Below are 21,970 nucleotides of genomic sequence, written 5' to 3' on the forward strand. Positions count from 1 at the left end.
GTTTTATCTGTGAGCTTAGTGATAATGCAACGGCTGTTATTTTCTTTATCGAGGGCCCAATAGCCTATGTGGTACGAAGGTTTTCTCGGCTTGTCGCCCTGGTCACTGGTGGCAGTCACCCTGCTGATGACCCACGTTACGATTATCGGCGTCACGGTCTATCTGCATCGTTATTCAGCCCATCGCTCCCTCGAGCTCAATGCTGGCCTGAAACATTTCTTCCGCTTCTGGCTGTGGTTGACCACGGCGCAGAACACCCGCGAGTGGACCGCCATCCACCGCAAGCATCACGCCAAATGCGAAACCGTCGATGACCCGCACAGCCCGGTCATCAAAGGCCTGTCCACCGTTCTGCGCAAAGGCGCCGAGCTGTACCGCGCCGAAGCGGAAAACCCCGAGACCCTGCGCATCTACGGCAAGAACTGCCCCGAAGACTGGATCGAACGCAACCTGTACAGCCGTTTTCCTCTGCTGGGCGTGGCGATCATGGGCGTCATCGACCTGCTGCTGTTCGGCACCATCGGCATCACCATCTGGGCGATCCAGATGATGTGGATCCCGGTCTGGGCCGCCGGCGTGGTCAATGGCCTGGGCCATGCCATCGGCTACCGCAACTTCGAATGCCGCGATGCGGCGACCAATCTGGTGCCGTGGGGCATCCTGATCGGCGGCGAAGAACTGCATAACAACCATCACACCTACCCTAATTCGGCAAAACTGTCGGTGAAGAAGTGGGAATTCGATCTCGGCTGGGCCTGGATCCAGGTCTTCAGCTTCCTGCGTCTGGCCAAGGTTCAGCGGGTCGCGCCCATCGCCCATCGGGTCGAAGGCAAAGGCAACCTGGACATGGACACCGCCATGGCGATCCTCAACAACCGCTTCCAGATCATGGCCCAGTACCGCAAATTGGTGATCGCACCGCTGGTCAAACAAGAGCTGGAAAAGGTCGATCACTCGGTCCGTCACCAGTTCCACCGCGCCAAGCGCCTGCTCTCGCGGGAAACCAGCCTGCTGGATGACAAACACCACATTCGCATCCAGACCATGCTCGAGCACAGTCAGGCGCTGAAGGTAATTTACGAGAAACGCCTGGCCTTGCAGCAGATCTGGGTCAAGACCAGCTCAAATGGTCACGACATGCTGGCCGCCATCAAGGATTGGGTACACGAAGCCGAAGCCAGCGGGATTCAATCCCTGCGCGACTTCGCCGATCAGTTGAAAACCTACTCCCTGCGCCCCGCCGCTGTCTGACGCCGTTGATCGGTGCGCCCCGTTCGTGGGCGCACCCTTCGGAACTAAGCTCCAAATCCCCTATCTCAAAGACACTTCGCCATCCAGGCGGGCTCTGGTATTGGCCGCTTTCGAACCTCGAGCGGCACACGCCCTTTGAGATTTTGTGTCAATGGTCAATAAAAGCCTACAAGACTCATCCCTCCCGCAGTGGCCCGAGGCCGCGCAAACCCTGCTGGCGCTGATGCATGCACAAGGCGAAGTGGCGCGACTGAGCGAACGCGAACAGCTGTTCAGCGCTCTGCTGGTGAGCGTCAACGCGGTGCTTTGGGCCTTCGACTGGGAATCCCGACGGGTGCTCTATGTCAGCCCTGCGTATGAACGGATTTTCGGCCGCTCCGCAGGGTTGTTGCTGTCCGACTACAACCAATGGCGCGACAGCATTTACCCCGACGATCTGGACTATGCCGAACGCAGCCTGGCCGAAGTACTGGTCAAAGGCACCGATGAAGACCGCGAATACCGAATCATTGCCGCCGACGGCCAGGTCCGCTGGATCAGCGACAAGTGCTTCATCAACCGTCAGGCCGAGCCGGGGCAACCGGTGATCATCGTCGGCATTGCCGAAGACATTACTGACAAGAAGCAGATGGAAACCGAGCTACACCGACTGGCTACCACCGACGTGCTGACCCAAAGCAGCAACCGCCGACACTTCTTCGACTGCGCCCACCGTGAACTCGAACAGGCACGACACCAAGGCACGCCACTGGCCTTCCTGCTGCTGGACATCGATGACTTCAAAGTAATCAACGATACCTACGGCCACCAGGAAGGTGACAACGTGCTGCAACGAATCGCCGAGAGCGGTCGCGCGACGTTGCGTCGAGGTGATGTGTTCGGACGAGTTGGCGGTGAGGAATTCGCAGCGGTGTTTCCCGGCTGTGCGCCAGACATGGCCATGCAGGTGGCCGAGCGCCTGCAACGGGAGATTCAGCGCTTGAGTTTCAGCCATGGCGACCAGACGTTCGGCATCACCGTCAGCCAGGGCCTGACCAGCCTCACCGCCGAGGACGAAAGCGTCGACAGCCTGTTTGCCCGCGCGGATGCGGCAATGTACCAAGCCAAACATCAGGGCAAGAACCGGATTGTCGTGGGCTGATAGGCCAACACCCAATCCCCCTGTGGGAACGAGCCTGCTCGCGATGAGGGACTGACATTCAGCATTGATATTGGCCGATAGACCGCTATCGTGAGCAGGCTCGCTCCCACAGGGTTTGGCGGTGATTTTATTTCTTGCGCAGGCGCATCAGCTCCGGCAACCCGATCTTGAGCAACCGCGCCGTCCGGCTCTTCGCCAGGTCCTCAATGCCCTCATGCTCGGTCAGTCGCGCCAATTGCGCAGCCATGTTCATCACCAGCGCTTCGCGGGAGTAAACCCCGCCACCGAACTGGTAGACCGCCGCAATCAGCTCTCGCAGCTCCAGCGGCAGGCGCCAGCGAGTGCGAAGCGCCGAACCATAGGCCGCGCCGAATTCGGCCAGCGCCTCGCCAACCTCCTCCCATTCATCCAGCTCACCACCGGCCTGCTTCCACTCCTGCAAACACCGCAACAACGCAAGGTCGCCGAGGCGATGCAGCATGCCGGCGCAATAACAACGCTCCTGATCCAGATCCAGCAAGCGCGCCAGGGTCCGGCCATACTCGGCAGTGCGCAGCGACAACTCCCAATAGCGCTCGGCATAGTCGGCCAGAAACGGATCGCTGAGTCGGGCACTGCGCTTGAGGGCCAGCCCCAGAATCAGGTTCATGCTTTGCCCGGTGCCGAGGCGGTGCAGCGCCTGGGACAGGGTTTGCACGGCGGCGCCATGGTGCTGGGCCGCGCTATTGGCGGCGGCGATCAGCACAGCGGTGATTTGCGGATCGGTACGGATCTCGTCATGCAGCAGTGTCAGATCGAGGCCATTGGGATTGAGGCTGCGCTTGACCGCCAACTGCACGTCAGTCATCAGCGGCGCACCGTCGGCAATCTCACGACGACGCTCCAGGTAAACCGCCAACGTCATGCCTGGCGACAGCGAAGGCGTTTCGCAAGACAGCTCTTCACCGGCGTTCAGCAGCAAGTCCTGCAAGCGGTGGGTCAGGCTTTCCATGTTCAGGGGTTTGGTCAGGTACGCCGCAGGCGCCAAGGGCAAGACTTCGCGAACGCTGGCGCTGTCGTTGCGGCTGCTCATCAGAATGAATGGCAGAGGTGGATTACGTTTACGTTGGCGGACATTGCGCAAGACATTCAAACCATCGACGCCGGGCAGTTCCCAGTCGACGATCACCAGGTCGTAAGGATTTTCCGCCAACAGGTGCAGCGCTTCCTGACCATCGGCACACAGATCCAGCCGTGCGTCGCAGCGCACATTCAACAACACCTGCTTGAGCAGGTCGCGGGACCAGGGGTCGGCCTCGGCAATCAGCACACGCGGTGCAGCGGGTAACACCACAGCAGTCATTTACACACTCCAAAGTAGTGCCTGCACCTTAGTCAATGCTGGCCATTCGATACAGCGCATTTGCCATCGATGGGTTCCAGAGACACAAAAAAACCCGCCGAAGCGGGTTTTTTGTCGATCAGTTCACAAATCGATCAGAGCCTGGAGATCACAGCTCGGAGAAGCACTCTTCGATGATCGCCAGACCTTTGTCCAGTTGCTCGTCCGGTGAAGTCAGCGGTACCAGGACGCGCAGAACGTTGCCGTATGTGCCGCAGGACAGCAGGATCAGACCCTTGTCGCGAGCCTTGGCCACAACAGCGGCTACCGCTGGAGCGTTCGGCTTGTGGCTGTCGCCATCAACGAACAGCTCTACCGCGATCATCGCACCCAGGGCACGGACTTCGCCGATCACCGGGTACTTGGCCTGAATGGCTTTCAAACCAGTGACCAGACGCTCGCCGACAGCTTTGCAGCGATCCAGCAGGTGCTCTTCTTCGAACACTTCCATCACGGCCAAGGCCGCGGCGCAAGCGATCGGGCTACCGGCGTAAGTGCCGCCCAGGCCGCCTGGAGCAATGGCGTCCATGTATTCGGCCTTGCCGCAAACACCGGCCAATGGGAAGCCGCCAGCGATGGATTTGGCAAAGGTGGTCAGGTCGGCAGCAACGCCCATCTGTTCCATGGCGAAGAAGGTGCCGGTACGACCAGCGCCAGTTTGTACTTCGTCAGCGATCAGCAGGATGCCGTGCTGGTCGCACAGCGCGCGCAGACGCTTCATGAACTCTTTAGGCGCGACGTAGAAACCACCTTCGCCCTGAACCGGCTCGATGATGATTGCAGCGATGTCACGCGGCTCGGCGTCGTTCTTGAAGATGCGTTCGATGCTGGCGATCGAATCGTCGATGCTCACACCGTGCAGTTCGTTCGGGTACAGCGCGCGGAAGATGCCGCCTGGCATCAGGCCCATGCCGGCCGAGTAAGGCACGACTTTACCGGTCAGGCCCAGGGTCATCATGGTGCGACCGTGGTAGGCGCCGGTGAACGCGATCACGCCAGCACGACCAGTGGCGGCACGGGCGATCTTGATGGAGTTTTCCACGGCTTCGGAGCCGGTGGTCACCAGCAGGGTTTTCTTGGCGAAATCACCCGGCACCTTGGCGTTGATTTTTTCGCACACTTCGACGTACGGCTCGTAAGCCAGCACCTGGAAGCAGGTGTGGGTCAGCTTGTTCAGCTGTTCGGTCACGGCGGCGATGATTTTCGGGTGTACGTGGCCGGTGTTCAGCACGGCGATACCGCCGGCGAAGTCGATGAACTCGCGACCTTCAACGTCGGTCACGGTGGCGTTCTTCGCGGACTCTGCGAAGATCGGGTGAATCTGGCCAACACCGCGTGGTACAGCGGCTTCGCGGCGTTTCATCAGGGATGCGTTCGTCTTGCTCATAAAGTCCTCATTCACCGCTCATCGGGCGGCGTGGTTCAAGGAAAATGCGGCGGGGAGGCAACTACGGCAGCATGCGATGATCGACTGCCACAGCGTTCCCGGCCACAGAGAAAATTCCGTTTGAAGCGCGCAAAGGGACAGCGCTCTCGTGCCCTTTGCGTTTGAAGCAATGCCTTGCCGGGCTTATCCCTTCGAGCTTAGATGCCCAGGCAGAGGTATTTGATTTCCAGGTAATCTTCGATGCCGTATTTGGAGCCTTCACGGCCCAGGCCCGACGCCTTGATGCCGCCGAACGGCGCGACTTCGTTGGAGATCAACCCGGTGTTGACGCCGACCATGCCGTATTCCAGGGCTTCAGCCACACGGAACACACGACCCAGGTCGCGAGCATAGAAGTACGAGGCCAGTCCGAACTCGGTGTCGTTGGACATCGCGATCACTTCGGCTTCATCTTTGAAGCGGAACAGCGGAGCCAATGGACCGAAGGTTTCTTCCTTGGCCACGGCAGCGTTTTTCGGGACGTTGGTCAGGATGGTCGGCTCGAAGAAGTTGCCTTCCATGACCTTGCCACCCGCCAGAACGGTTGCGCCTTTGCTGATCGCGTCAGCAATGTGCTCTTGAACCTTGGCCACGGCTTTTTCGTCGATCAGCGGGCCAGTGGTGGTGCCTTCTTCCAGACCGTTACCGATCTTGAGTTTGGCGACTGCCACTTTCAGCTTCTCGGCGAATGCGTCGTAGACCGAATCCTGAATGTACAGACGGTTGGCGCAGACGCAGGTCTGGCCGTTGTTGCGGTACTTGGAAATGATCGCGCCTTCGACGGCCTTATCCAGATCCGCGTCGTCAAACACGATGAACGGCGCGTTGCCGCCCAGTTCCAGGGATACTTTCTTGATGTCCTTGGCGCATTCAGCCATCAGCTGACGACCGATTTCGGTCGAGCCGGTGAAGGACAGTTTGCGCACGATCGGGTTGCTGGTCAGCTCGCTGCCGATGTCGCCGGCGCTGCCAGTCACCACGCTGAACACACCGGCAGGAATACCGGCACGCTGGGCCAGTTCAGCCAAAGCGAATGCGGAAAACGGAGTTTGCGAAGCAGGCTTGAGCACCATGGTGCAACCGGCGGCCAGAGCCGGGCCGGCTTTACGGGTGATCATCGCGGCCGGGAAGTTCCACGGGGTGATTGCAGCGGTCACGCCGATTGGCTGCTTGATCACGATCAGGCGCTTGTCTGGCTGGTGGCCCGGAATCACATCACCGTAGACGCGCTTGGCTTCTTCGGCGAACCACTCGATAAAGGAAGCGGCGTAAACGATTTCGCCCTTGGCTTCGGCCAATGGCTTGCCTTGTTCGAGGGTCATCAGGCGAGCCAGGTCGTCCTGGTTCTCGATGATCAGCTCGAACCAGCGACGCAGCTTGTTCGCACGGTCCTTGGCGGTCAGTGCACGCCAGGCCGGCAGCGCTTTGTCAGCGGCTTCGATTGCACGGCGGGTTTCGGCAGCACCCATTTTCGGCACGGTGCCCAGAATTTCGCCCGTTGCCGGGTTGTTGACCTTGATCGTCTGACCATTGTCCGCATCAACCCAAGCGCCATCGATAAAGGCTTGCTGGCGGAACAACTGGGTGTCTTTAAGCTGCATGTCGGCTTTCCTTAACAGCACCGCGGCAAGCGCGGAGCGAATTATGATTGTAGAAAGGCGCCTTATAGGCTGCCGTCAGGGAAATCATTCACCGGGCTGAAGCACATAAATAGCGCACTGATTGAAACTCGTGCGGTTCAGCACCCAGACAAGAGCGTTTGAAATCTCAAACGAATCCTAGGATCAAAGGGGGTAAAGGACAATAGCCTGTTCGAAAAAAAGAACGAAAACGCCGCATTTGCCTAATTTTTCTGATCAACGTAGCAACCGCAGGTTACGCTTTGGAAAAACGCAGGCGATTCAGCAGCATGGACGCCCGCAGCGCATATGAGTATCATGGCGCCCGCATTGCACCAGTAGCTCAGCTGGATAGAGTACTGCCCTCCGAAGGCAGTGGTCGTGGGTTCGAATCCCGCCTGGTGCACCAGATGTAGAAACGAGAAAGCCTCAGATCTTAGGGTCTGGGGCTTTTTTGTGGGTCTCGTTACAGCCTCAGGACAGGCGCTGGATGCAGTTGTTCGGTTTAACCGAACAACTGAGTCTGAAAAAAAAACCGCCGAAGCGGTTTTTTTATTCAGTCGTCCAATCGAACTCGTCGTATTCATCATCCTCTTCGTCCTCAACCACCTCATCATCAAGAACGTCTTCCTCAAACGCTTCCTCTGCCTGCTTCGCCAGCAGAAACTCCTTACGACTCTCAGTAACAGCTCGCCGTAATTCCTGCCCCTTCACCGGGCAGTTGAGCATTTGGGCGATGCGGTCGATTTTTTTCGCCATGGCTTCCTCCAACGCATCGGCTATGGGCCGATAGTGCGCGCTTTCGGGTGTCGATGCCAAATTGGCGACCGTTGCGTCCTTCAGTTTTTCTGCAACGCCTTGAGTCGGGCCGGGAGGTTTTCGTCAGGGAAGCGCTTGTGCAATGTCTTCAACAGCGCATCGGCGGCTTGCGTCTGACCGGCTTTTTGCAGGCGTACCACTTCATACAATTGCTCATCCAGGGTTTTCGTCGGCGCTACTGCACGTTTGCTGACCTTTGCTTCATCGGCCATTTCGGCATTGATCGATTCGTTCTGCGCGGGCGCGGCAAAATCGGCCATTGGCGCCGCAGGTGCGGGGGCCGCCAGCGAGCGCGCAACCGAAGGTGATGCCTCTGCGGCTTCTTTTTTCGCGACCGGTGCAGACGCTTTGGGTGCAGGCGCGAAGTCATAACTCGGCGGTTGCTCCTCCGTGCGTTGCACCAGTGCAAGCATCAGGGCCACACCGACGAGGCTGGCAAATGCGACTTGCCAACGGGGTTTCTGGCAGGCCTGGACCCAGCGTTTCCACAGACCTGGCTTCTGCACAGGGACTTCACGGTGTGCGGCAGCCAGGAGGAACGCGTCGAGATGGGCCGGCGGTTCGCCGGTCGCGTGTTCACGATAGTGCTTCAACACTTCGTCTTCTGGCGTAGGACGGGCGTCAGTCATGTCAGTACCTCCTCGGCCAGCAGCCGACGCAGTTTTTGCTGGGCGTAGCGCAAGCGGCTTTTGACGGTTTCCAGCGGTGTTTCGGTGAGGGTGGCGATCTGCGGCAGGTCGAGATCGCCATGAGCGCGCAGCAGGAACACTTCGCGCTGGTCCGCAGGCAGGTTTTGCAGGGCTGCTTCGAGGCGCTGATTGTCGCGGCTCAGGCTCAGCAGTTGTTCGGGATCAGCAGCGTCATCGCTCAGCGCGTGGATCTGTTCGTCATAGCTGTCGAGCAAGGGGTTGTGGATTCCGTGTTTGCGCCAGTGATCGATCAGGCGGTTGCGGGCAATCTGGTAGAGCCAGGTACGAAAATTCGCCCGGCCTTGTGGCTGACTGGTGCTGCGGATCAGGCTCAACCAGGTGTCCTGGTAAACCTCTTCGGCCAGCTCGGGCTTGCCGCTCAGGCCGAGCAGGAATCGGTAGAGCCCTTGACGGTGACGGGCGTACAAAATCTCGAACGCCGGCCCGTCACCCGCGCGATAACGGGCCAGCAGCGATTCGTCGCTCGGTTCAGGCGCTGCCATTTCAGTTGTAGCCTCCTTTAAGCGGCTCACTGTTTGATGCGGTGGTGGTACGCAGACTTTGCGCCAACCCCACCAATTGCACGAACTCTGCACGCAGACCAAATCGATCTTCGCCCCGCGCACCGCGCGCCAACGCCTCGGTGTCCTTCAGGCTGAAATCACCGGTGTAACGTCCATCCTTGAGCTGCTGGGAAAACGCCGCGACGGCCGCTGCAAATCGCAGGTCACCACTGGCTGGCGCAGCACTGTCAGTGATCGGCCGCTCGATCAAGCGACTATTCCCACCCTCAGGCGACTGATAGCGCACACGCAACATCGCCAATTCCCCAGTCTTTTCGGAAGCAGCGGCCCCAGGATTGCCATACCGCAACGGCTCCAGCCAGCCCTTCTCGCCCTTGGGCACAATTTCGTACAACGCCGTCACCGTATGTCCTGCGCCGATCTCACCGGCATCGACCTTGTCGTTACTGAAATCCTCACGCTTCAACGCGCGATTTTCATACCCCAACAGCCGATATTCACTGACCTGCGCCGGGTTGAACTCCACTTGCAGTTTCACGTTCTTCGCCACAACCGCGAGGGTCGAACCGAGCTGATCCACCAGCACCTTGCGCGCCTCCCGCAAGTTGTCGATGTAGGCATAGTTGCCGTCGCCGGCATCGGCCAACTGTTCCATCAGGTGTTCATTGTAGTTATCCACACCAAAACCCAACGTGGTCAGGGAAACGCCGGTCTTGCGTTTATCCACAGCCATTTGCTTGAGGCTGTCGAAGTCGCTGATGCCGACGTTGAAGTCACCGTCGGTGGCCAGCAGGATGCGGTTGATGCCCTTGGGAATAAACGCCTGCTGCGCCATCTGATAGGCCAGTTCGATACCGGACGCCCCAGCGGTTGAACCGCCGGCGGCCAGTTGCTCGATAGCTGTACGAATTTTCGCTTTGTCGCGTCCGGAGGTCGGCTCCAGCACCACACGCGAATCGCCGGCATAGACGACCAATGAAACCCGGTCCTGCTCGCGCAATTGATCGACCAGCAATTTCAGGGTGCTTTTGACCAGCGGCAACCCCTCGCGTCGGTCCATCGAGCCGGACACGTCCACCAGAAACACCAGATTCGCCGGAGCCAGTTCCGCCACCGCGCGGTCCGAGGCCTTGATGCCGATGCGCAGCAATCGGGTATGCGGGTTCCACGGTGAGGGCGCCAATTCTGTGGTCACGCCGAAGGGCGAGCCATCGGTGGGCAATGCGTAATCGTAGGGAAAGTAATTGACCATCTCCTCCAGTCGCACCGCACCTTCCGGTGGCAGGCGCCCTTGATTGAGCAAGCGGCGGACGTTGGCGTAAGCACCGGTGTCAACGTCGGCGCTGAAGGTCGAGACGGGCGCTTCGGCCACGCTGTGAATCGGGTTATCCGCCAGCGCTTGATACTGCTCCCGCTGCTCATCCCGATATCCCTGCGGATACGCCTCGCCCGCCGGCATCGGCGCATAGCTTGCCGTCGGTGCCGGGTGAACGCTGCGCTTGGTCATCGAAGTGTCTGCCATGACAGCCTCGCTGCGCACCACTTCAGCCGGCAGCGCACCTTGAACCGGTGGCGCAACCGAGGCGGAATCAGGCTTGGATGAAACGCCGCAACCGGCAATGGCCAGCAGCAACCCGGCGGCGAAACCCTGGGCGGCCGGGCGGAGGAAATGCAGAGGGAGGGACATGGGGGCTGACCTCAGGAGGAAATTGATCCATTCATCCTCTGAGACGGACAGCCCCGTCGATTCGGGTTAGGACCGCTGATAAAAACTTCAGCGGTGATAGCGCCGCACCACACTGCTGTTTTTCAGCACGTGGCCTTTGATTTTTTCCAGTAGCTGCGCGCGCGTCAGGCCGGCGGGTAAAGCTTCCGGCGCCAGGTCCAGGGCATAGAGCTGGATGATGTAGTGGTGGGAACTGTCGCCAACGGGCGGGCAAGGGCCGACATAACCGGTGGTGCCTTTGCTGTTGGTGCCACCGACGCCTTCAAGGGCAGATTTTGCGCCGACGCCGGCGGCAATCTGATGCGTCGTGGCTTTGATGCCGTAATGCACCCAGTGATCGACGCCTTGGCCTTTCTGGCCGTCAGGATCGTGCATGGCGATGGCATAGCTCAACGTACCTGCCGGCCCGGCGTTCCAGTTCAGTGCCGGTGACGCGTTATGCCCGCCACAACCCGGGGCATCGCTGGCGGCCGCTACCGTGAACAGTCGGTCATCCGACACACCTGGGATGTTCAGGGTAAAACGCTCCTGGGCCTGCGCCGGAAACTGCACGCAAAGGGCGACTGCAACGGCCGCCAGCCAAGGGTTCAAACAGGTCAATCGGGGCATACCGGAGCACCTTGTGCGGGTGGGGCCGTCGTCGGCGTGCAAACTATAGCCGGACCGTTCATGCGGTGGCAGCGGGATTTGGCTGAACCTCCCGATAAGCGCCAAACTCTTAAGTGAAACGCTTGCCAGGAGAGTGGTCATGGCACTGCACCGCATCGCCCGTTTCGCCGATGTGTCCGAAAACCGGGGCCTTGAAGTCCAGATCGCGGACACCAAAATTGTGCTGCTGCGGGTAGGCGATCATCTGCGCGCCTTTCAGGGCGAATGCCCCCATGCCGGGGCTCCACTGGCTGAAGGCGCTCTGTGCCACGGACGTTTGATTTGCCCGTGGCACAAATCTGCGTTCCGTATCGAGGACGGTGCGCTGTGCGAACCGCCGGCCCTGGACAGCCTCAAGCGCTATCCGCTGGAAGTGCGCGATGACGAGGTCTGGGTCGACGATCAGCCGATGTCCGACGCTCACACCCCACCGGCGGATGACGAGCGAACGTTTGTGATCATCGGTGCCGGTGCGGCAGGCACGGCGTGCGCGGCGGCGTTGCGCGAAAAGGGTTTCGGTGGCCGGGTGCTGTTGATCGACCGTGAAACCGACGCCGGTTACGACCGCACGGTCTTGAGCAAATTCGTGATTGCCGGGGAGATGCCGCCGGAAGAGGTCCCGCCGCTGCGTGATGAACACTTTTACCGCGAACAGCGCATTGAGCGAATAAACGCTGAAGTGACGAGTCTGGACGCCGCGAACAAAACGTTGCGCCTGTCTGATGGTCAATCGCTGAGCTACGACGCTGCCCTGCTCGCTACCGGCGGCACACCCAATCCACTGACGCTGCCTGGCGCCGACCTGCCGCAAGTGTTCGTGCTGCGCTCGAAGGACCAGGCGCAGCGGATTCTGGGCTCGGCAAAACCAGGCCAACGAGCGGTGATCATCGGCGACAGTTTTATTGCCATGGAATCCGCGTCCTCCCTGCGTCAATACGGCCTGGACGTCACCGTTCTGGCCCGCCACGCCGTGCCTTTTGCCAAACAGTTTGGCGATGCCGTCGGCAAATCGATTCGTGCCCTGCACGAGGCCAACGGCGTGGTGTTTCATACGGATGGCAACGCAACGCACATCGAAGGAACGACCAAGGTCGAAGCGGTGCGCCTGGACAACGGTCAACGTTTACCGGCAGATCTGGTGTTGGTCGGCATTGGCGTCAGCCCGGCAACCGGCGCATTTACCGGTCTTCCCCTGGAAAAAGACCAATCGCTGAAGGTCGACGGCGGGATGCGCGTGACCGATGGGCTTTGGGCCGCCGGCGATATCGCGACCTTCCCGCTCAACGGCCACCCCCAGCGGATCGAACATTGGCGCCTGGCACAGCAACAGGCACGAATCGCGGCGATGAACATGCTCGGCGGCGACGAGCATTACCTCGACGTCCCCTATTTCTGGACCTGGCACTTCGGTAAAAACTACGACTACATCGGCCACGCCGCGACCTGGGATGAGGTCGAGTTCAAAGGCGACCCTGACCATCCACCCTTTATCGGCCTGTTCGGGAAGGACGGATTGGTGGTCGCCGCGGTGGCTTGCGATGAAGAACGTGCGATAGCGCTGCTCGCCGAACGGATGAAACAGCCGCTGCCGGTGGATGAGGCGTGGCGGTTGATTCGGGATGTTGGCTAAATGTGGCCCAACGGCTCCCTGTTGGTGTCATCTTCGGCTGGCAGGCGAATGACCCGCGGATGCTCCAGCGGCGCCAGAGGGGCCGGTTTCAGGTCCGCGGTGATTGGGAAGAAGTGAGTGACCACATGAGTGATATCGCCCTCCTGATCGTTGTGAATGGTCATGGAACCTGGGGTTCGCAGTTTCTTAAACCGATCATCGCTCAGCTTGAAGCTTTTGCTCAGCCCCTGATCGTCCACCACCGGTGCCGGCAGGCGACGCTGGGCGAAGCTCTTGCTTTTGCGCTGTTGATAACGCGCCCAGGAGATCAGGATCGCCGCGTTCAATAGCGCTACCCACAGATAAATCTGCAACGTGCCGAGCGCGTCGAACACCGACGCATCGATACGGGGCCCGTCGCGGGTATCGACCAGCGGCCAAAGCCCCTTGACCAGCAAATAGAGCAGACCGATCCAGGCCAGCACCGTGAAAAAGGCATCGATCACGACCAGAAAAGGACGCTGCCGGGTTCTGATGATTTTCATCTGATGACTTCCTCTTCAGCGTCGTCCAACGGTTTGATGCCCCGGTCCGGACTGACCCAGCGCGCACGTTTCTGATGTTGGCCGAACAGCACTTTGGGAAAGCTGACCAAGGTGGTGAGCAGGCTGATAAGCCAGAACACCAGCGGATACCAGACCACCCAGAACATGGTTTTCCACAGCCCTTTTTCGTAACGGCGGTCGATCAGGATGCTGATCGCGAACTGCATCAGGCAGACCAGTGCCAGCAACAACCCGGTAAAGGCCGGCGGCATCAGGTCATGGACGGCGATGGCCTCAGGCATTTCGACGAACTTGCCCACACCCCAGAACATCACCGACAACAGGAATGTGAAGGCCCAGCCCGTGGACAGGCAATATTCGAACAGCAGCGGCCAGAGATAGCGATGGCGGTACTGCCAGATGCCGCGAATGTTCTTGAACAGGACTTCGGCGCCGCCCTGAGCCCAGCGCAGACGCTGTTTCCACAGTCCGCCGAGGGTTTCCGGCATCAGGATCCAGCACAACGCACGGGGTTCGTAGAAGATGCTCCAGTGATCCAGTTGCAGCTTCCAGCTGATGTCGATGTCTTCGGTGATCATGTCCGGGCTCCAGTAGCCGACCCGGTTCAGCGCCGTGCGACGGAACGCGACGATCACCCCGGAGACGGTAAAGATCCGCCCGAAGACGCGCTGGGTGCGTTTGATCAGCCCGATGATCGACGAGAACTCGCCGACCTGTACCCGGCCTACCAACGTCGATCGGGTGCGAATCCGCGGGTTGCCGGTCACGGCGCCGAGGCGCGCATTGTCGAGCATCGGCGCGACCAGATAAGCCGCGGTGTTCGGCGCCAGCAGCGCATCACCGTCGATGCACACCAGATACTCGCTACGCGCCGCGATGGCGCCCATGCGCAGGGCCACCGCCTTGCCCTGGTTTTCCGCCAGGTGCAGCACCCGCAGACGTGGATCATGCGCCGCCAAGGCGTCGAGCACGGCGGCCGTGTTGTCTTTGGAGCCGTCGTTGATCGCAATCACTTCGATGTTCGGGTAATGCTGCGCCAACGCCGCGTGGATGGTATCCGCGACGTTGTCACCTTCGTTGAAGCAAGGGATGAGGATCGAGATCATCGGCTCGCCTTTCAGCGCGGGCGGCAGCGTGTCCTCTTTCCACGGCCAGTGACGTTCCCAGTGCAGCCAGAAATACAGGCCGCCGGCGATCCACAGTCCCGACATGAACAGTGGATAGAAGAACACGAAGTCCATCAGGAATTGCCCGGTGACCAGGAAGATCAGCCCAAGGGGAACCCCGAGGACAATCGCCAGAACCAGCAGGGCCAGAAGTCTATCCAGCATGTTATGGATTCCACTTGTTGGAGAGCTCGGGCCGCACGGCTTTCAAGTCCGGCAGGTTCTCGAGGAAGTTGTCGGGGTAGTAGCCGAAGCTCGTCGCGCCCTGACGCTTGAGGAGGCTCATCCAGTCGGCCAGTTGCTGGCCATCGATGTCGGCGTCGGTCTGTTTCGTCCAGTCACGGGCCTGCAATTCGAACACCGTGCGGTTGAGCGCGCCGGGGCGAGCCTTGACCGTGGCGACCAGTCTTTCAAGCCAGGGGCCTGATTGCTGTCGGCTCTGTTTTTCCATGAACGGCATGGCCATCGGCGCCGTCCAGTTGTAAGCACCGAGGAAGTCGTCGAGGTTCTGGGCGTACCAGGCTTCGCTGTCGGGGTTGAGCATCGGTTCGGCAAAAATATTGCGCGCCGTCTGCACCTGCGGACCGCGAATGGCGCGGACTTTGGCGGTGAGTTCGTGGGTGAAATCGATCAGGTAACGGCTCTTGAAACGCGTCCAGCGCAGCATCGTGGCCGGATCATCGCGCAGCGCGGCAATCGAGCCCGGCAGTCCGTTGGCGGCGTATACCTTCAGCGCTTCGGGGCTGGCGTCTTCGAAGTCCGACAGCACCGCGTCATCGTGATAGAGGATGCCGTCAACCGACGTCAGGCGCGCCACGTCTTCGTAGATCTCACCGATGATGCGTCGCACGTTCGGATCGAACGGCGACAGACGTTTGTACTGGTCCGGGTCAACCGACGTGGTGCCGGTTTTCGGGTCCCAGCGAGTCACCCGTGGCAGCTTCGAATCCAGGGCAAAACTCAGCACCGGCATCCAGGCATACACCTTGACGTGGGCCCGGGTGCGCAACTGCCAGGCCACGCGGTCAAAGATGTCAGCGGCCATCGGCAGGTGACGGTTGGGGAAATACAGCGAGTGCACCAGGCCATCGCCCTTCGGGTCGGCGAACGCTTGCAGGAACACCGTATTGGCGCCCATGTCGGCCATGCGCTGGATCAGTTTGCCGAGGTTGATTTCCTGTTGGGCCGGGTCCGCGTCGTAGACGTTATCCAGGTCCACATGCACCACGCGCATCGGCGATTCGGACTGCACCGAAACGATGCTGTTGGCGAAATGCTCACCGTCCGGGTCAGAGGCCACCAGGAAACGCGGGCTGCTCATCAGGTTGTCGAGGGTGTCGAGGCCGTCGTCCAGGGTCAGCGCCATCTGGTAACCCTGGCTGCCGACGACGTGCAATGCAGTGCCATCAGCGGCGCCGTATGGCCAGACCCAAACCCGCGGACTCTTACCTGTGACTTTGCGGATTTTCTCCGAGATCGCCGCGACGTCAGTGCGCAGACGAGCCTGAAATTCAGCTTCGGTTTCGTACCGGCCAGTGACCGTATCGTAACGACGGGTGGCGGCGGCCGGCTGCAGGTTGCCCTGAGGGTTGGCCAGTACACCTTTGTGATTGGCATCGGTGTGAGCAGCGATTTCCACCAGCCCGGACTTGGAGATTTCCCGCACCTGATCCCAGGTCAGGAAGTCCGAGCGCTTGCGCGGCGTACCGGCGAAATCCACCGGCTGGTTCAGCGGCGTGTCGACCCAGCTCCCGACCGGCGCCAACAGTGCGTGCCAGTTATAGGCGCGCAACACCGGCAGGACGCGGGTGTAGAAGCTCGAATAGCCATCGTCGAAACTCAGCAGAACCGCCTTGGGCGGCAGCTCGGGACCGCCGTTGCGAGCGGCCATGATCTGGTCGACGGTGACCGGTTTGTAGTTGTTCTCCCTCAACCAGGCAAGCTGCTCGATCATGCGCTCGGTGCGCACGGCCACCACCGCCTGATCGGGGTCGCGGTCTTCGACATCGTGGTAGGCGATGCCCAGCACATGGTTTTTCGGCCACGGGGTTTCGTTGGCTGGCACCGGGCGCTCGGACGGTGGCGCAAAGGCCGGTGCCTGCTGGGCGCAGGCGCTGACTAACAGCACTCCCAGCAGGAGGATGAAACGCGAAATAAAAGGCATCTTCAAACTCTTCTAGAAGCGGTAAGTGAGGTCGACGAGCAAGCGCAGATCGGTTTCCCGATCGCCGTCAAAAGGCCGGTTGATCACGCTCACCAAACCGCCCACCTCGAACACGTCGTTCCAGCTGTAGCGCTGACCGTAGCCCAGCAAGCCGATGCCCCCGGTTCCGTGGTCGCGCTGGCTGTAGGTGCCCGCACCAGCCTGGAATTGTTGGCTCCAGGAGGTTTCGTAGCGGTGGTAGAGCACGTGATTGACGTTCACCGTCGGCAAGACGCTGAAGTCGGATTTGGGGTTGAAGTACGGCACATCGTCAGACTTGGAGTTGTGGCTGGTGCCCACTTCCAGGCCCAGGTCGACTTGCACGCCCGGTGCGCTGTAGACACCTTCGCGCCCGGTAAGCACGGCTTCGACGCGGTTGCTGCCATCGCTGAAACGGGACGGGCTGACGGCCAGTTTCCACTCGCGACTTTCGTTGGCACGCCAGCGGATGAAGCCACTGCCGCCGTTGGCGGTGATGTCGCTGTTCAAGGCCCGCAACGGTGTTTGTGCCGACAGGTACTCGAGGCTACCGCCGTACTGCCAGTGATCGTTGATGTCACGGGCAATGGCCAGGCGCGCGCCCTGTTTGTCACCGAAGCCATAGGAGTGGTTGGAGATCTCTGCTTCGAGGGTCATGTCGCGGGTCCGGCGCTCCACGCCGACTCGTTGCCAACGATGGTGCCCGGTGCCTTCCTGGAAATCTCCCGTGGCATAACCGGCACCGGCAAACACCCGCCAGTCTTCGTCGATCGGCGGGCTGTACAGGGTGGTTTCGATACCGAAATCACGGCTGCCATTGACCGCCCCGGCGTCGCCATCGTCACCGCCATAACTTTTGCCGCCGTAGGCTTCGACGCGCAGCTCGGCCATGTCATGGACTTCACGCTGGCGCGCTAAACGCTGCACCTGACGGTTGTCCGGGAAACGCGCGACGACATCGTCAGTCAGCGCATCCATCTGCCGCCACTCCTGCAGATCCATAGCGGTGTGAGCCTGTGCGACTTCAAGCCCGGCGTCCCGCGGCGACATGCTTTCGGTTTCCTTGAGCTGGTTCTCGGCGCGACGCGGCCAGTCACGCGCCAGGTACAAATCGGCCTGGGCCAGACGCAGGCCAATGTTGCCCGGCGCCTGGTCCACTAACGCCTGCAAACGCTCTTCGCCGTGGGGCAAATCGGAACCGTAGGTTCCGGCCTGGGCGGCGAGTTGCTGGGCATCCATCCATTCATCATTGGGGTTGCCCACCGGCAAGCCCTTGAGTTCGATCCGCGGCCTCTGGGTTTTGGCCAGGTCTTCGGCCACGTTGCGCGCCTCGTCTGCCTTATCGCTTTCGAGCAAGGCGTAGTACAGCGCGGTGCTGTCTTCCAGACGATCACCGGCATCGGCGTTCGGCGCGACCAGCACCTGGCGATACAGCTCGGTCGCGAGTTCCGGCTCACGCTGGTCCAGATAGGACGACGCCACCCAACGCAGGGCATAGGTCGGAATCTTCACGCCTTCGGCGAGCAGTTTCTGGTATTCGGTGATCACATCGGCGGTTCGGGCCCGGGCCTTGAGGGCGCCCATGCGGTCGATGCGCCAGCGCACGACGTCGTCGTGGGCCTGTGGATCCGCAGACCAGGTGGCAATCAAGGTGTCGTAATCGGCCAAGGCCCGATCCGCGATCACGTAGCGTTCTTTTTCGCTGCGGGTGGCCAGTTCGGCCAGGCGCACACGCTCGGCGGCCAGGTCACCTTCGATGCGGCGCAACGTGACCGGATCAATCAGCCCCGGCCGCTGACGGGCCAGGCGCAGGGCCGGCTCCGGCAGGCGCGCACGTTGTAGCGCAACCACGTATTCGCGGGCGACTTCGGGTTTGTTGCCGGCACGGATGAAGGCCTGGTCGTATTCGAACAGCGCGTCGTAATGGTTACCGGCGCGGGTCAAGGCATAGGCCAGGACCAGGCGACGGGAAGAGTCATCCGGCTTGGCAGCCACCAGCGCCTTGGCACGAGCCACTGCGTCGTCAGGTTTACCGGCGTCGGCCTGGGTCAGCGCCAGACCCAACTGAAGGTCAGGATTTTCGGGCTCAAGCGCCAGGGCCTTGTCGTACACCTGGGTCGCCGAATCCCAGCGCTTGAGATTGCGATAGGCCCGCGCAGTGGCGGTCAGCGCCAGGACCGGCAGCGCCCGAGCGCGCCCCTGGGTCTCATAGACCTTGACCACTTCGGCGTCCAGGCCGGCCCAACCAGCGATCTGCAAATGATCGCTGATCTGCCCGGTGGTGGCCTGATCCGCAGGCACCTGACGCAGCACGTTCAGTGCGGGGGTGTAGTTTCCGGCCCGGGCATCAAGCACTAATTGGTCGTAAGGGGTATTGGCAAACGCCAGCGCCGGCCAGAGTAACTGGCTGCACAGCGCAACGCGATACAAGGGGCGTAACCCACGATGTAAAAAGGCACCATCAATACGCGGCATTCGTCAGCATCCTTACGTGGCCAGCCGGGTCGTGATGCCCTCCTTGCCCACTCGTAACGGCAAGCCGGGTTCAGGTGACCCAGCCAAACTTGATCGGGGCGCAGTCTTGCACGCGAGTGCGGGGCGCTATTGCAAGCGCAATAATTGTTCAGATTCGTGTCGCTGCGGGCGCCGTTCCATGTCCCGCTTCAAACACCAGACAGCAAAACGCCCGGCGTCTGCGTTGCGCAGAGGCCGGGCGTCGGTGTGTAAGCTCTGGTTTTACTCGACGGCGACATTACCGCCGAATTTGCTCATGACAAACCCGACAAACTCTTCGACGGTCATCTTCTGGCCGTTGAAATCCACCTGATTATTGGCGTAGTGCAGTTTGGCGACGATGTCGTTGCCTTCCAGTTTTGCCAACTGCGTGCCGACTGCCATGCCGCCAAACATGTCGGCGGTGGCGGTGGCCTGATCGGCGATGAGCTTGGCGTCGGTCTGACCATCGATTTGCGACTGCACGCTCAGCAGGTCAACGAGCATTGGCTTGGAGACTTTCACGTTGACGTCCAGTAGCGCGATCAGTTGTTGGGTCAACTGGTCTGGCGGCAGGTCCATGGATTGAGGTTTGGCCAGGTCGAGCACCATGTTGGCGCGGCTTTCGCCATTGGCGGTGTTGAACGACAGATTCTCCAGGGCCACCTGCGGGCCGGCGGCCAGCAGTTTCTCCAGGCCGGCCTTGACCTGCGCCTCTTCGGCCGGGGTCAGGACCAGCTCTGGCGCCGGTTCACCCGCAGCCACGGCCTGAGCGGCGGCCCTCTCGTACGGTTGCAGTTTGGTCTGGTAAATCTGCATCAATGACATTGTTGCCGGGATGTCGAGATTCTTCAGGCTCATGGCCATCTGCGCAGAGCCGATAACCTTGCCGTTCAGGGTCACCTCACCCACCTTGTAATCGGCACGCCCCGAAGCACTGGTGCCGGATTCCTCGGTCCGGTTCTTCATTTCAAATTTCTTGACACCCAAGACCGACTGTTTGGCGCCGAAGGTGGTCTTGCTGTCGGTCAGCTCGACGGTGTTCTCGCCGGTGTAATAGCCGTAGGTACTTTTTGTCAGGTTGCTGGCCAGGGTCAGGCCGTTCAGTTCTACCTTCACTGGCGTCTGATCTTCAGCGATCGTGCTCAGGGTCAGGCTGTCCATGTAACCGTCGGCCTTGACCTTCTGCGCTTGAGCGCTGGCGGCGACATCGAGGTTCAGCCCGGAGAATTTCAGGCTGGACTTGTCATCCAGCGCCACGTCCAGCGGCAGCAAATGAAGAGTGCCGTTGGTGGCATTGTCGTAACCGATGTTGACCACGCCCGTGAATGGCGATTTGTCCTTGGCGGCGGCGAACCATTTCTCGGTGGTCGGCGTTCTTTCCAGTTCGTAGTGACTGGTGGCCAGGACCGGCAGCCACTTCAGCGACACCAGGCGCGAAAACGGCAGCGGGCCGTGTTCGATGCGATCGACGAACAGCAGCTCCACCGGTGCCTCACCGAACATCTCGCCTTCGCCCTTGAGGCGGTAGTGCGCGGTGCTGCTGAACACATGGCGTTCCAGCGACACCAATTCCAGCGACGCCTTGCCGTTGGAACCGACCAGCGCGGCTTGTAGCTCTTTGTTGGCGTCGGCGATCGAAGTGTTCAGCACACCTTCGAGCTTGGTGCCGGTGTACCAGGCACCGCCGGCGCTGATTGCACCGATGGCAACGACAATTCCAAGAAGCACGCCTGCTGATTTATTCATGAATGACCCGATCAATGTCCGTTGTTTGAAGGTGTGGTCGTCTTCCCTGAACCCATGACGGGTTGTGGTCACGACTGCGTTAAAAGAGCGATGGAGATTAGCATCAGGCGCACGGGGCGGCCCAATGATTAAAGGTTAAAGAGTGTCTATGGACCGTGCGCGGGGGTTGAGAGTTTCGGCGGATATGAAATCGCCATCGCGAGCAAGCTCGGCTCCTACAAGGTCCTGTGATCGACACATAACCCTGTAGGAACCGAGCTTGCTCGCGATGGCGTCAGTCCTGCAAACACAAATCAGGAATACTGCGTTTCGATCTCATCCAGCTGATGATCAAAGCTCTTCAGCCGTGCGGTCCATGTATAGACCAGCACTTCGAAGTCGCGATTGATCACCGCCGTGCCGCTGGGGGATTCCGAGCGCGGGTCGCAGAAGTCCAGTTGATAACGTTCGCGGGCCATGGCGGTGGCGACATCGGAGAGTTCACGGGCGTTACTGAGCCAGTGCCAGCCGTCCTCGGACACTTGCTTGTCCAGCGCCTGGCATTGTTTTTTCAGGGTTTCGAGGCTTTTTTCCAGCGGTGTGCCGGTGAGTTCGCCCATGACTTCCTGGAACGTACGCCCCGGTTGCCAGTAACTGCCCCAGAAATACCGATCGAACACCGTTTCGACACGGCGCAGCGCGACCTTGGTGTCCCAGATCAGCACCAGGGTCTTGCCTTGTTCGAGCTGTCTTTTCTTGATGCGCTGACCCTGGACCGACGCCCAGGCCACCACCACGATTGCCATTACGGCAATCAATGCCGCGGCGCTGTCGAGGAACACCAGTGCCTTGTCGATCTGGTGGGCCAGCATGATGCCGTAGAAATAAGTGGCCGATAGCAACACCAATGCCGCAATAGCGCACCAGAAGCCGGGAGCATAAGGGTTTTTCATTATTGGAATCCCCATGACCAACGCGAGCCTTGATTGATGAGTTCGACGC

General features: G+C 60.4%; 17 protein-coding genes and 1 tRNA gene. 4 read left to right on the plus strand and 14 right to left on the minus strand.

The window, feature by feature from the left end; translation table 11 throughout:
* The first annotated feature begins 66 nt into the window (after positions 1–66).
* Together desA and ACYZUA_RS01530 are read left to right on the plus strand one after the other, a co-directional pair.
* The gene (gene desA / locus ACYZUA_RS01525; RefSeq protein WP_056745676.1) at positions 67–1,251 is read left to right on the plus strand and encodes a delta-9 fatty acid desaturase DesA; all 1,185 of its coding nucleotides are present in this window, start codon (positions 67–69) and stop codon (positions 1,249–1,251) included.
* A gap of 151 nt (positions 1,252–1,402) precedes the next feature.
* Positions 1,403–2,392, plus strand: a complete 990-nt coding sequence (locus ACYZUA_RS01530; protein ID WP_461961811.1) for a GGDEF domain-containing protein — start codon at positions 1,403–1,405, stop codon at positions 2,390–2,392.
* Between the two features lie 127 nt (positions 2,393–2,519).
* Here ACYZUA_RS01530 and ACYZUA_RS01535 read toward each other — a convergent pair whose 3' ends face one another.
* The 3 genes from ACYZUA_RS01535 to gabD all read right to left on the minus strand — a co-directional run bounded on the left by ACYZUA_RS01535 (position 2,520) and on the right by gabD (position 6,800).
* The gene (locus ACYZUA_RS01535; RefSeq protein WP_461961812.1) at positions 2,520–3,734 is read right to left on the minus strand and encodes an HDOD domain-containing protein; all 1,215 of its coding nucleotides are present in this window, start codon (positions 3,732–3,734) and stop codon (positions 2,520–2,522) included.
* 148 nt (positions 3,735–3,882) lie between these two features.
* Positions 3,883–5,160, minus strand: a complete 1,278-nt coding sequence (gene gabT / locus ACYZUA_RS01540) for a 4-aminobutyrate--2-oxoglutarate transaminase (protein ID WP_033058568.1) — start codon at positions 5,158–5,160, stop codon at positions 3,883–3,885.
* 197 nt (positions 5,161–5,357) lie between these two features.
* Positions 5,358–6,800 carry an NADP-dependent succinate-semialdehyde dehydrogenase gene (gabD, locus tag ACYZUA_RS01545; RefSeq protein ID WP_461961813.1) on the minus strand — a complete coding sequence of 481 codons (1,443 nt, stop codon included), beginning with the start codon at positions 6,798–6,800 and terminating at the stop codon, positions 5,358–5,360.
* A gap of 350 nt (positions 6,801–7,150) precedes the next feature.
* On the opposite strand from gabD, the gene ACYZUA_RS01550 reads away from it, so the two are divergent.
* Positions 7,151–7,227: transfer RNA gene (locus tag ACYZUA_RS01550), tRNA-Arg, on the plus strand.
* Positions 7,228–7,370: 143 nt separating this feature from the next.
* On the opposite strand, the gene ACYZUA_RS01555 is transcribed toward ACYZUA_RS01550, so the two are convergent.
* The 5 genes from ACYZUA_RS01555 to ACYZUA_RS01575 all read right to left on the minus strand — a co-directional run bounded on the left by ACYZUA_RS01555 (position 7,371) and on the right by ACYZUA_RS01575 (position 11,185).
* A complete protein-coding gene (locus ACYZUA_RS01555; RefSeq protein ID WP_224789229.1) occupies positions 7,371–7,637 on the minus strand; it encodes a hypothetical protein in 267 nt (88 codons plus the stop codon).
* 20 nt (positions 7,638–7,657) lie between these two features.
* On the minus strand, positions 7,658–8,266 hold the full coding sequence (locus ACYZUA_RS01560) for a hypothetical protein (RefSeq protein WP_461961814.1): 609 nt from the start codon (positions 8,264–8,266) through the stop codon (positions 7,658–7,660).
* Positions 8,263–8,829, minus strand: coding sequence for an RNA polymerase sigma factor (locus ACYZUA_RS01565; RefSeq protein WP_461961815.1), 567 nt, complete (start codon positions 8,827–8,829; stop codon positions 8,263–8,265). The genes ACYZUA_RS01560 and ACYZUA_RS01565 overlap by 4 nt, the downstream gene beginning before the upstream one ends.
* Before the next feature lies 1 nt (position 8,830).
* Entirely contained in the window at positions 8,831–10,537 is a 1,707-nt protein-coding gene (locus tag ACYZUA_RS01570) for a vWA domain-containing protein (protein WP_461961816.1), read from the minus strand.
* A gap of 87 nt (positions 10,538–10,624) precedes the next feature.
* The gene (locus tag ACYZUA_RS01575) at positions 10,625–11,185 is read right to left on the minus strand and encodes a YbhB/YbcL family Raf kinase inhibitor-like protein (protein ID WP_461961817.1); all 561 of its coding nucleotides are present in this window, start codon (positions 11,183–11,185) and stop codon (positions 10,625–10,627) included.
* A 139-nt stretch (positions 11,186–11,324) separates the two neighbouring features.
* On the opposite strand from ACYZUA_RS01575, the gene ACYZUA_RS01580 reads away from it, so the two are divergent.
* Entirely contained in the window at positions 11,325–12,854 is a 1,530-nt protein-coding gene (locus ACYZUA_RS01580) for an FAD-dependent oxidoreductase (RefSeq protein ID WP_461961818.1), read from the plus strand.
* Here the strand turns inward: ACYZUA_RS01580 and pgaD are convergent.
* The 6 genes from pgaD to ACYZUA_RS01610 form a co-directional block, all read right to left on the minus strand.
* A complete protein-coding gene (pgaD, locus tag ACYZUA_RS01585; RefSeq protein ID WP_461961819.1) occupies positions 12,851–13,378 on the minus strand; it encodes a poly-beta-1,6-N-acetyl-D-glucosamine biosynthesis protein PgaD in 528 nt (175 codons plus the stop codon). The two genes, ACYZUA_RS01580 and pgaD, sit on opposite strands and share 4 nt — an antisense overlap.
* Positions 13,375–14,730: a poly-beta-1,6-N-acetyl-D-glucosamine synthase gene (gene pgaC / locus ACYZUA_RS01590; protein ID WP_461961820.1), complete on the minus strand. Its 1,356-nt coding sequence runs from the start codon at positions 14,728–14,730 to the stop codon at positions 13,375–13,377. Before pgaC ends, pgaD begins: the two co-directional genes overlap by 4 nt.
* Before the next feature lies 1 nt (position 14,731).
* Positions 14,732–16,729, minus strand: coding sequence for a poly-beta-1,6-N-acetyl-D-glucosamine N-deacetylase PgaB (gene pgaB, locus ACYZUA_RS01595; protein WP_461961821.1), 1,998 nt, complete (start codon positions 16,727–16,729; stop codon positions 14,732–14,734).
* A gap of 12 nt (positions 16,730–16,741) precedes the next feature.
* The gene (pgaA, locus tag ACYZUA_RS01600; RefSeq protein ID WP_461961822.1) at positions 16,742–19,222 is read right to left on the minus strand and encodes a poly-beta-1,6 N-acetyl-D-glucosamine export porin PgaA; all 2,481 of its coding nucleotides are present in this window, start codon (positions 19,220–19,222) and stop codon (positions 16,742–16,744) included.
* A gap of 261 nt (positions 19,223–19,483) precedes the next feature.
* Positions 19,484–20,989 (minus strand): YdgA family protein, encoded by a 1,506-nt coding sequence (locus ACYZUA_RS01605; protein WP_461961823.1) that lies wholly within the window; start codon positions 20,987–20,989, stop codon positions 19,484–19,486.
* A gap of 293 nt (positions 20,990–21,282) precedes the next feature.
* On the minus strand, positions 21,283–21,921 hold the full coding sequence (locus tag ACYZUA_RS01610; RefSeq protein ID WP_095127689.1) for an NADH:ubiquinone oxidoreductase subunit N: 639 nt from the start codon (positions 21,919–21,921) through the stop codon (positions 21,283–21,285).
* Positions 21,922–21,970: the final 49 nt, after the last annotated feature.

It is taken from the genome of Pseudomonas sp. LS2P72 (assembly GCF_054897865.1).

Coding starts and splice junctions, on each gene's coding strand:
- desA (WP_056745676.1), top strand. CDS start 67: ATGTGGTACGAAGGTTTTCTCGGCTTGTCGCCCTGGTCACTGGTGGCA.
- ACYZUA_RS01530 (WP_461961811.1), top strand. CDS start 1,403: ATGGTCAATAAAAGCCTACAAGACTCATCCCTCCCGCAGTGGCCCGAG.
- ACYZUA_RS01535 (WP_461961812.1), bottom strand. CDS start 3,734: ATGACTGCTGTGGTGTTACCCGCTGCACCGCGTGTGCTGATTGCCGAG.
- gabT (WP_033058568.1), bottom strand. CDS start 5,160: ATGAGCAAGACGAACGCATCCCTGATGAAACGCCGCGAAGCCGCTGTA.
- gabD (WP_461961813.1), bottom strand. CDS start 6,800: ATGCAGCTTAAAGACACCCAGTTGTTCCGCCAGCAAGCCTTTATCGAT.
- ACYZUA_RS01560 (WP_461961814.1), bottom strand. CDS start 8,266: ATGACTGACGCCCGTCCTACGCCAGAAGACGAAGTGTTGAAGCACTAT.
- ACYZUA_RS01565 (WP_461961815.1), bottom strand. CDS start 8,829: ATGGCAGCGCCTGAACCGAGCGACGAATCGCTGCTGGCCCGTTATCGC.
- ACYZUA_RS01570 (WP_461961816.1), bottom strand. CDS start 10,537: ATGTCCCTCCCTCTGCATTTCCTCCGCCCGGCCGCCCAGGGTTTCGCC.
- ACYZUA_RS01575 (WP_461961817.1), bottom strand. CDS start 11,185: ATGCCCCGATTGACCTGTTTGAACCCTTGGCTGGCGGCCGTTGCAGTC.
- ACYZUA_RS01580 (WP_461961818.1), top strand. CDS start 11,325: ATGGCACTGCACCGCATCGCCCGTTTCGCCGATGTGTCCGAAAACCGG.
- pgaD (WP_461961819.1), bottom strand. CDS start 13,378: ATGAAAATCATCAGAACCCGGCAGCGTCCTTTTCTGGTCGTGATCGAT.
- pgaC (WP_461961820.1), bottom strand. CDS start 14,730: ATGCTGGATAGACTTCTGGCCCTGCTGGTTCTGGCGATTGTCCTCGGG.
- pgaB (WP_461961821.1), bottom strand. CDS start 16,729: ATGCCTTTTATTTCGCGTTTCATCCTCCTGCTGGGAGTGCTGTTAGTC.
- pgaA (WP_461961822.1), bottom strand. CDS start 19,222: ATGCCGCGTATTGATGGTGCCTTTTTACATCGTGGGTTACGCCCCTTG.
- ACYZUA_RS01605 (WP_461961823.1), bottom strand. CDS start 20,989: ATGAATAAATCAGCAGGCGTGCTTCTTGGAATTGTCGTTGCCATCGGT.
- ACYZUA_RS01610 (WP_095127689.1), bottom strand. CDS start 21,921: ATGAAAAACCCTTATGCTCCCGGCTTCTGGTGCGCTATTGCGGCATTG.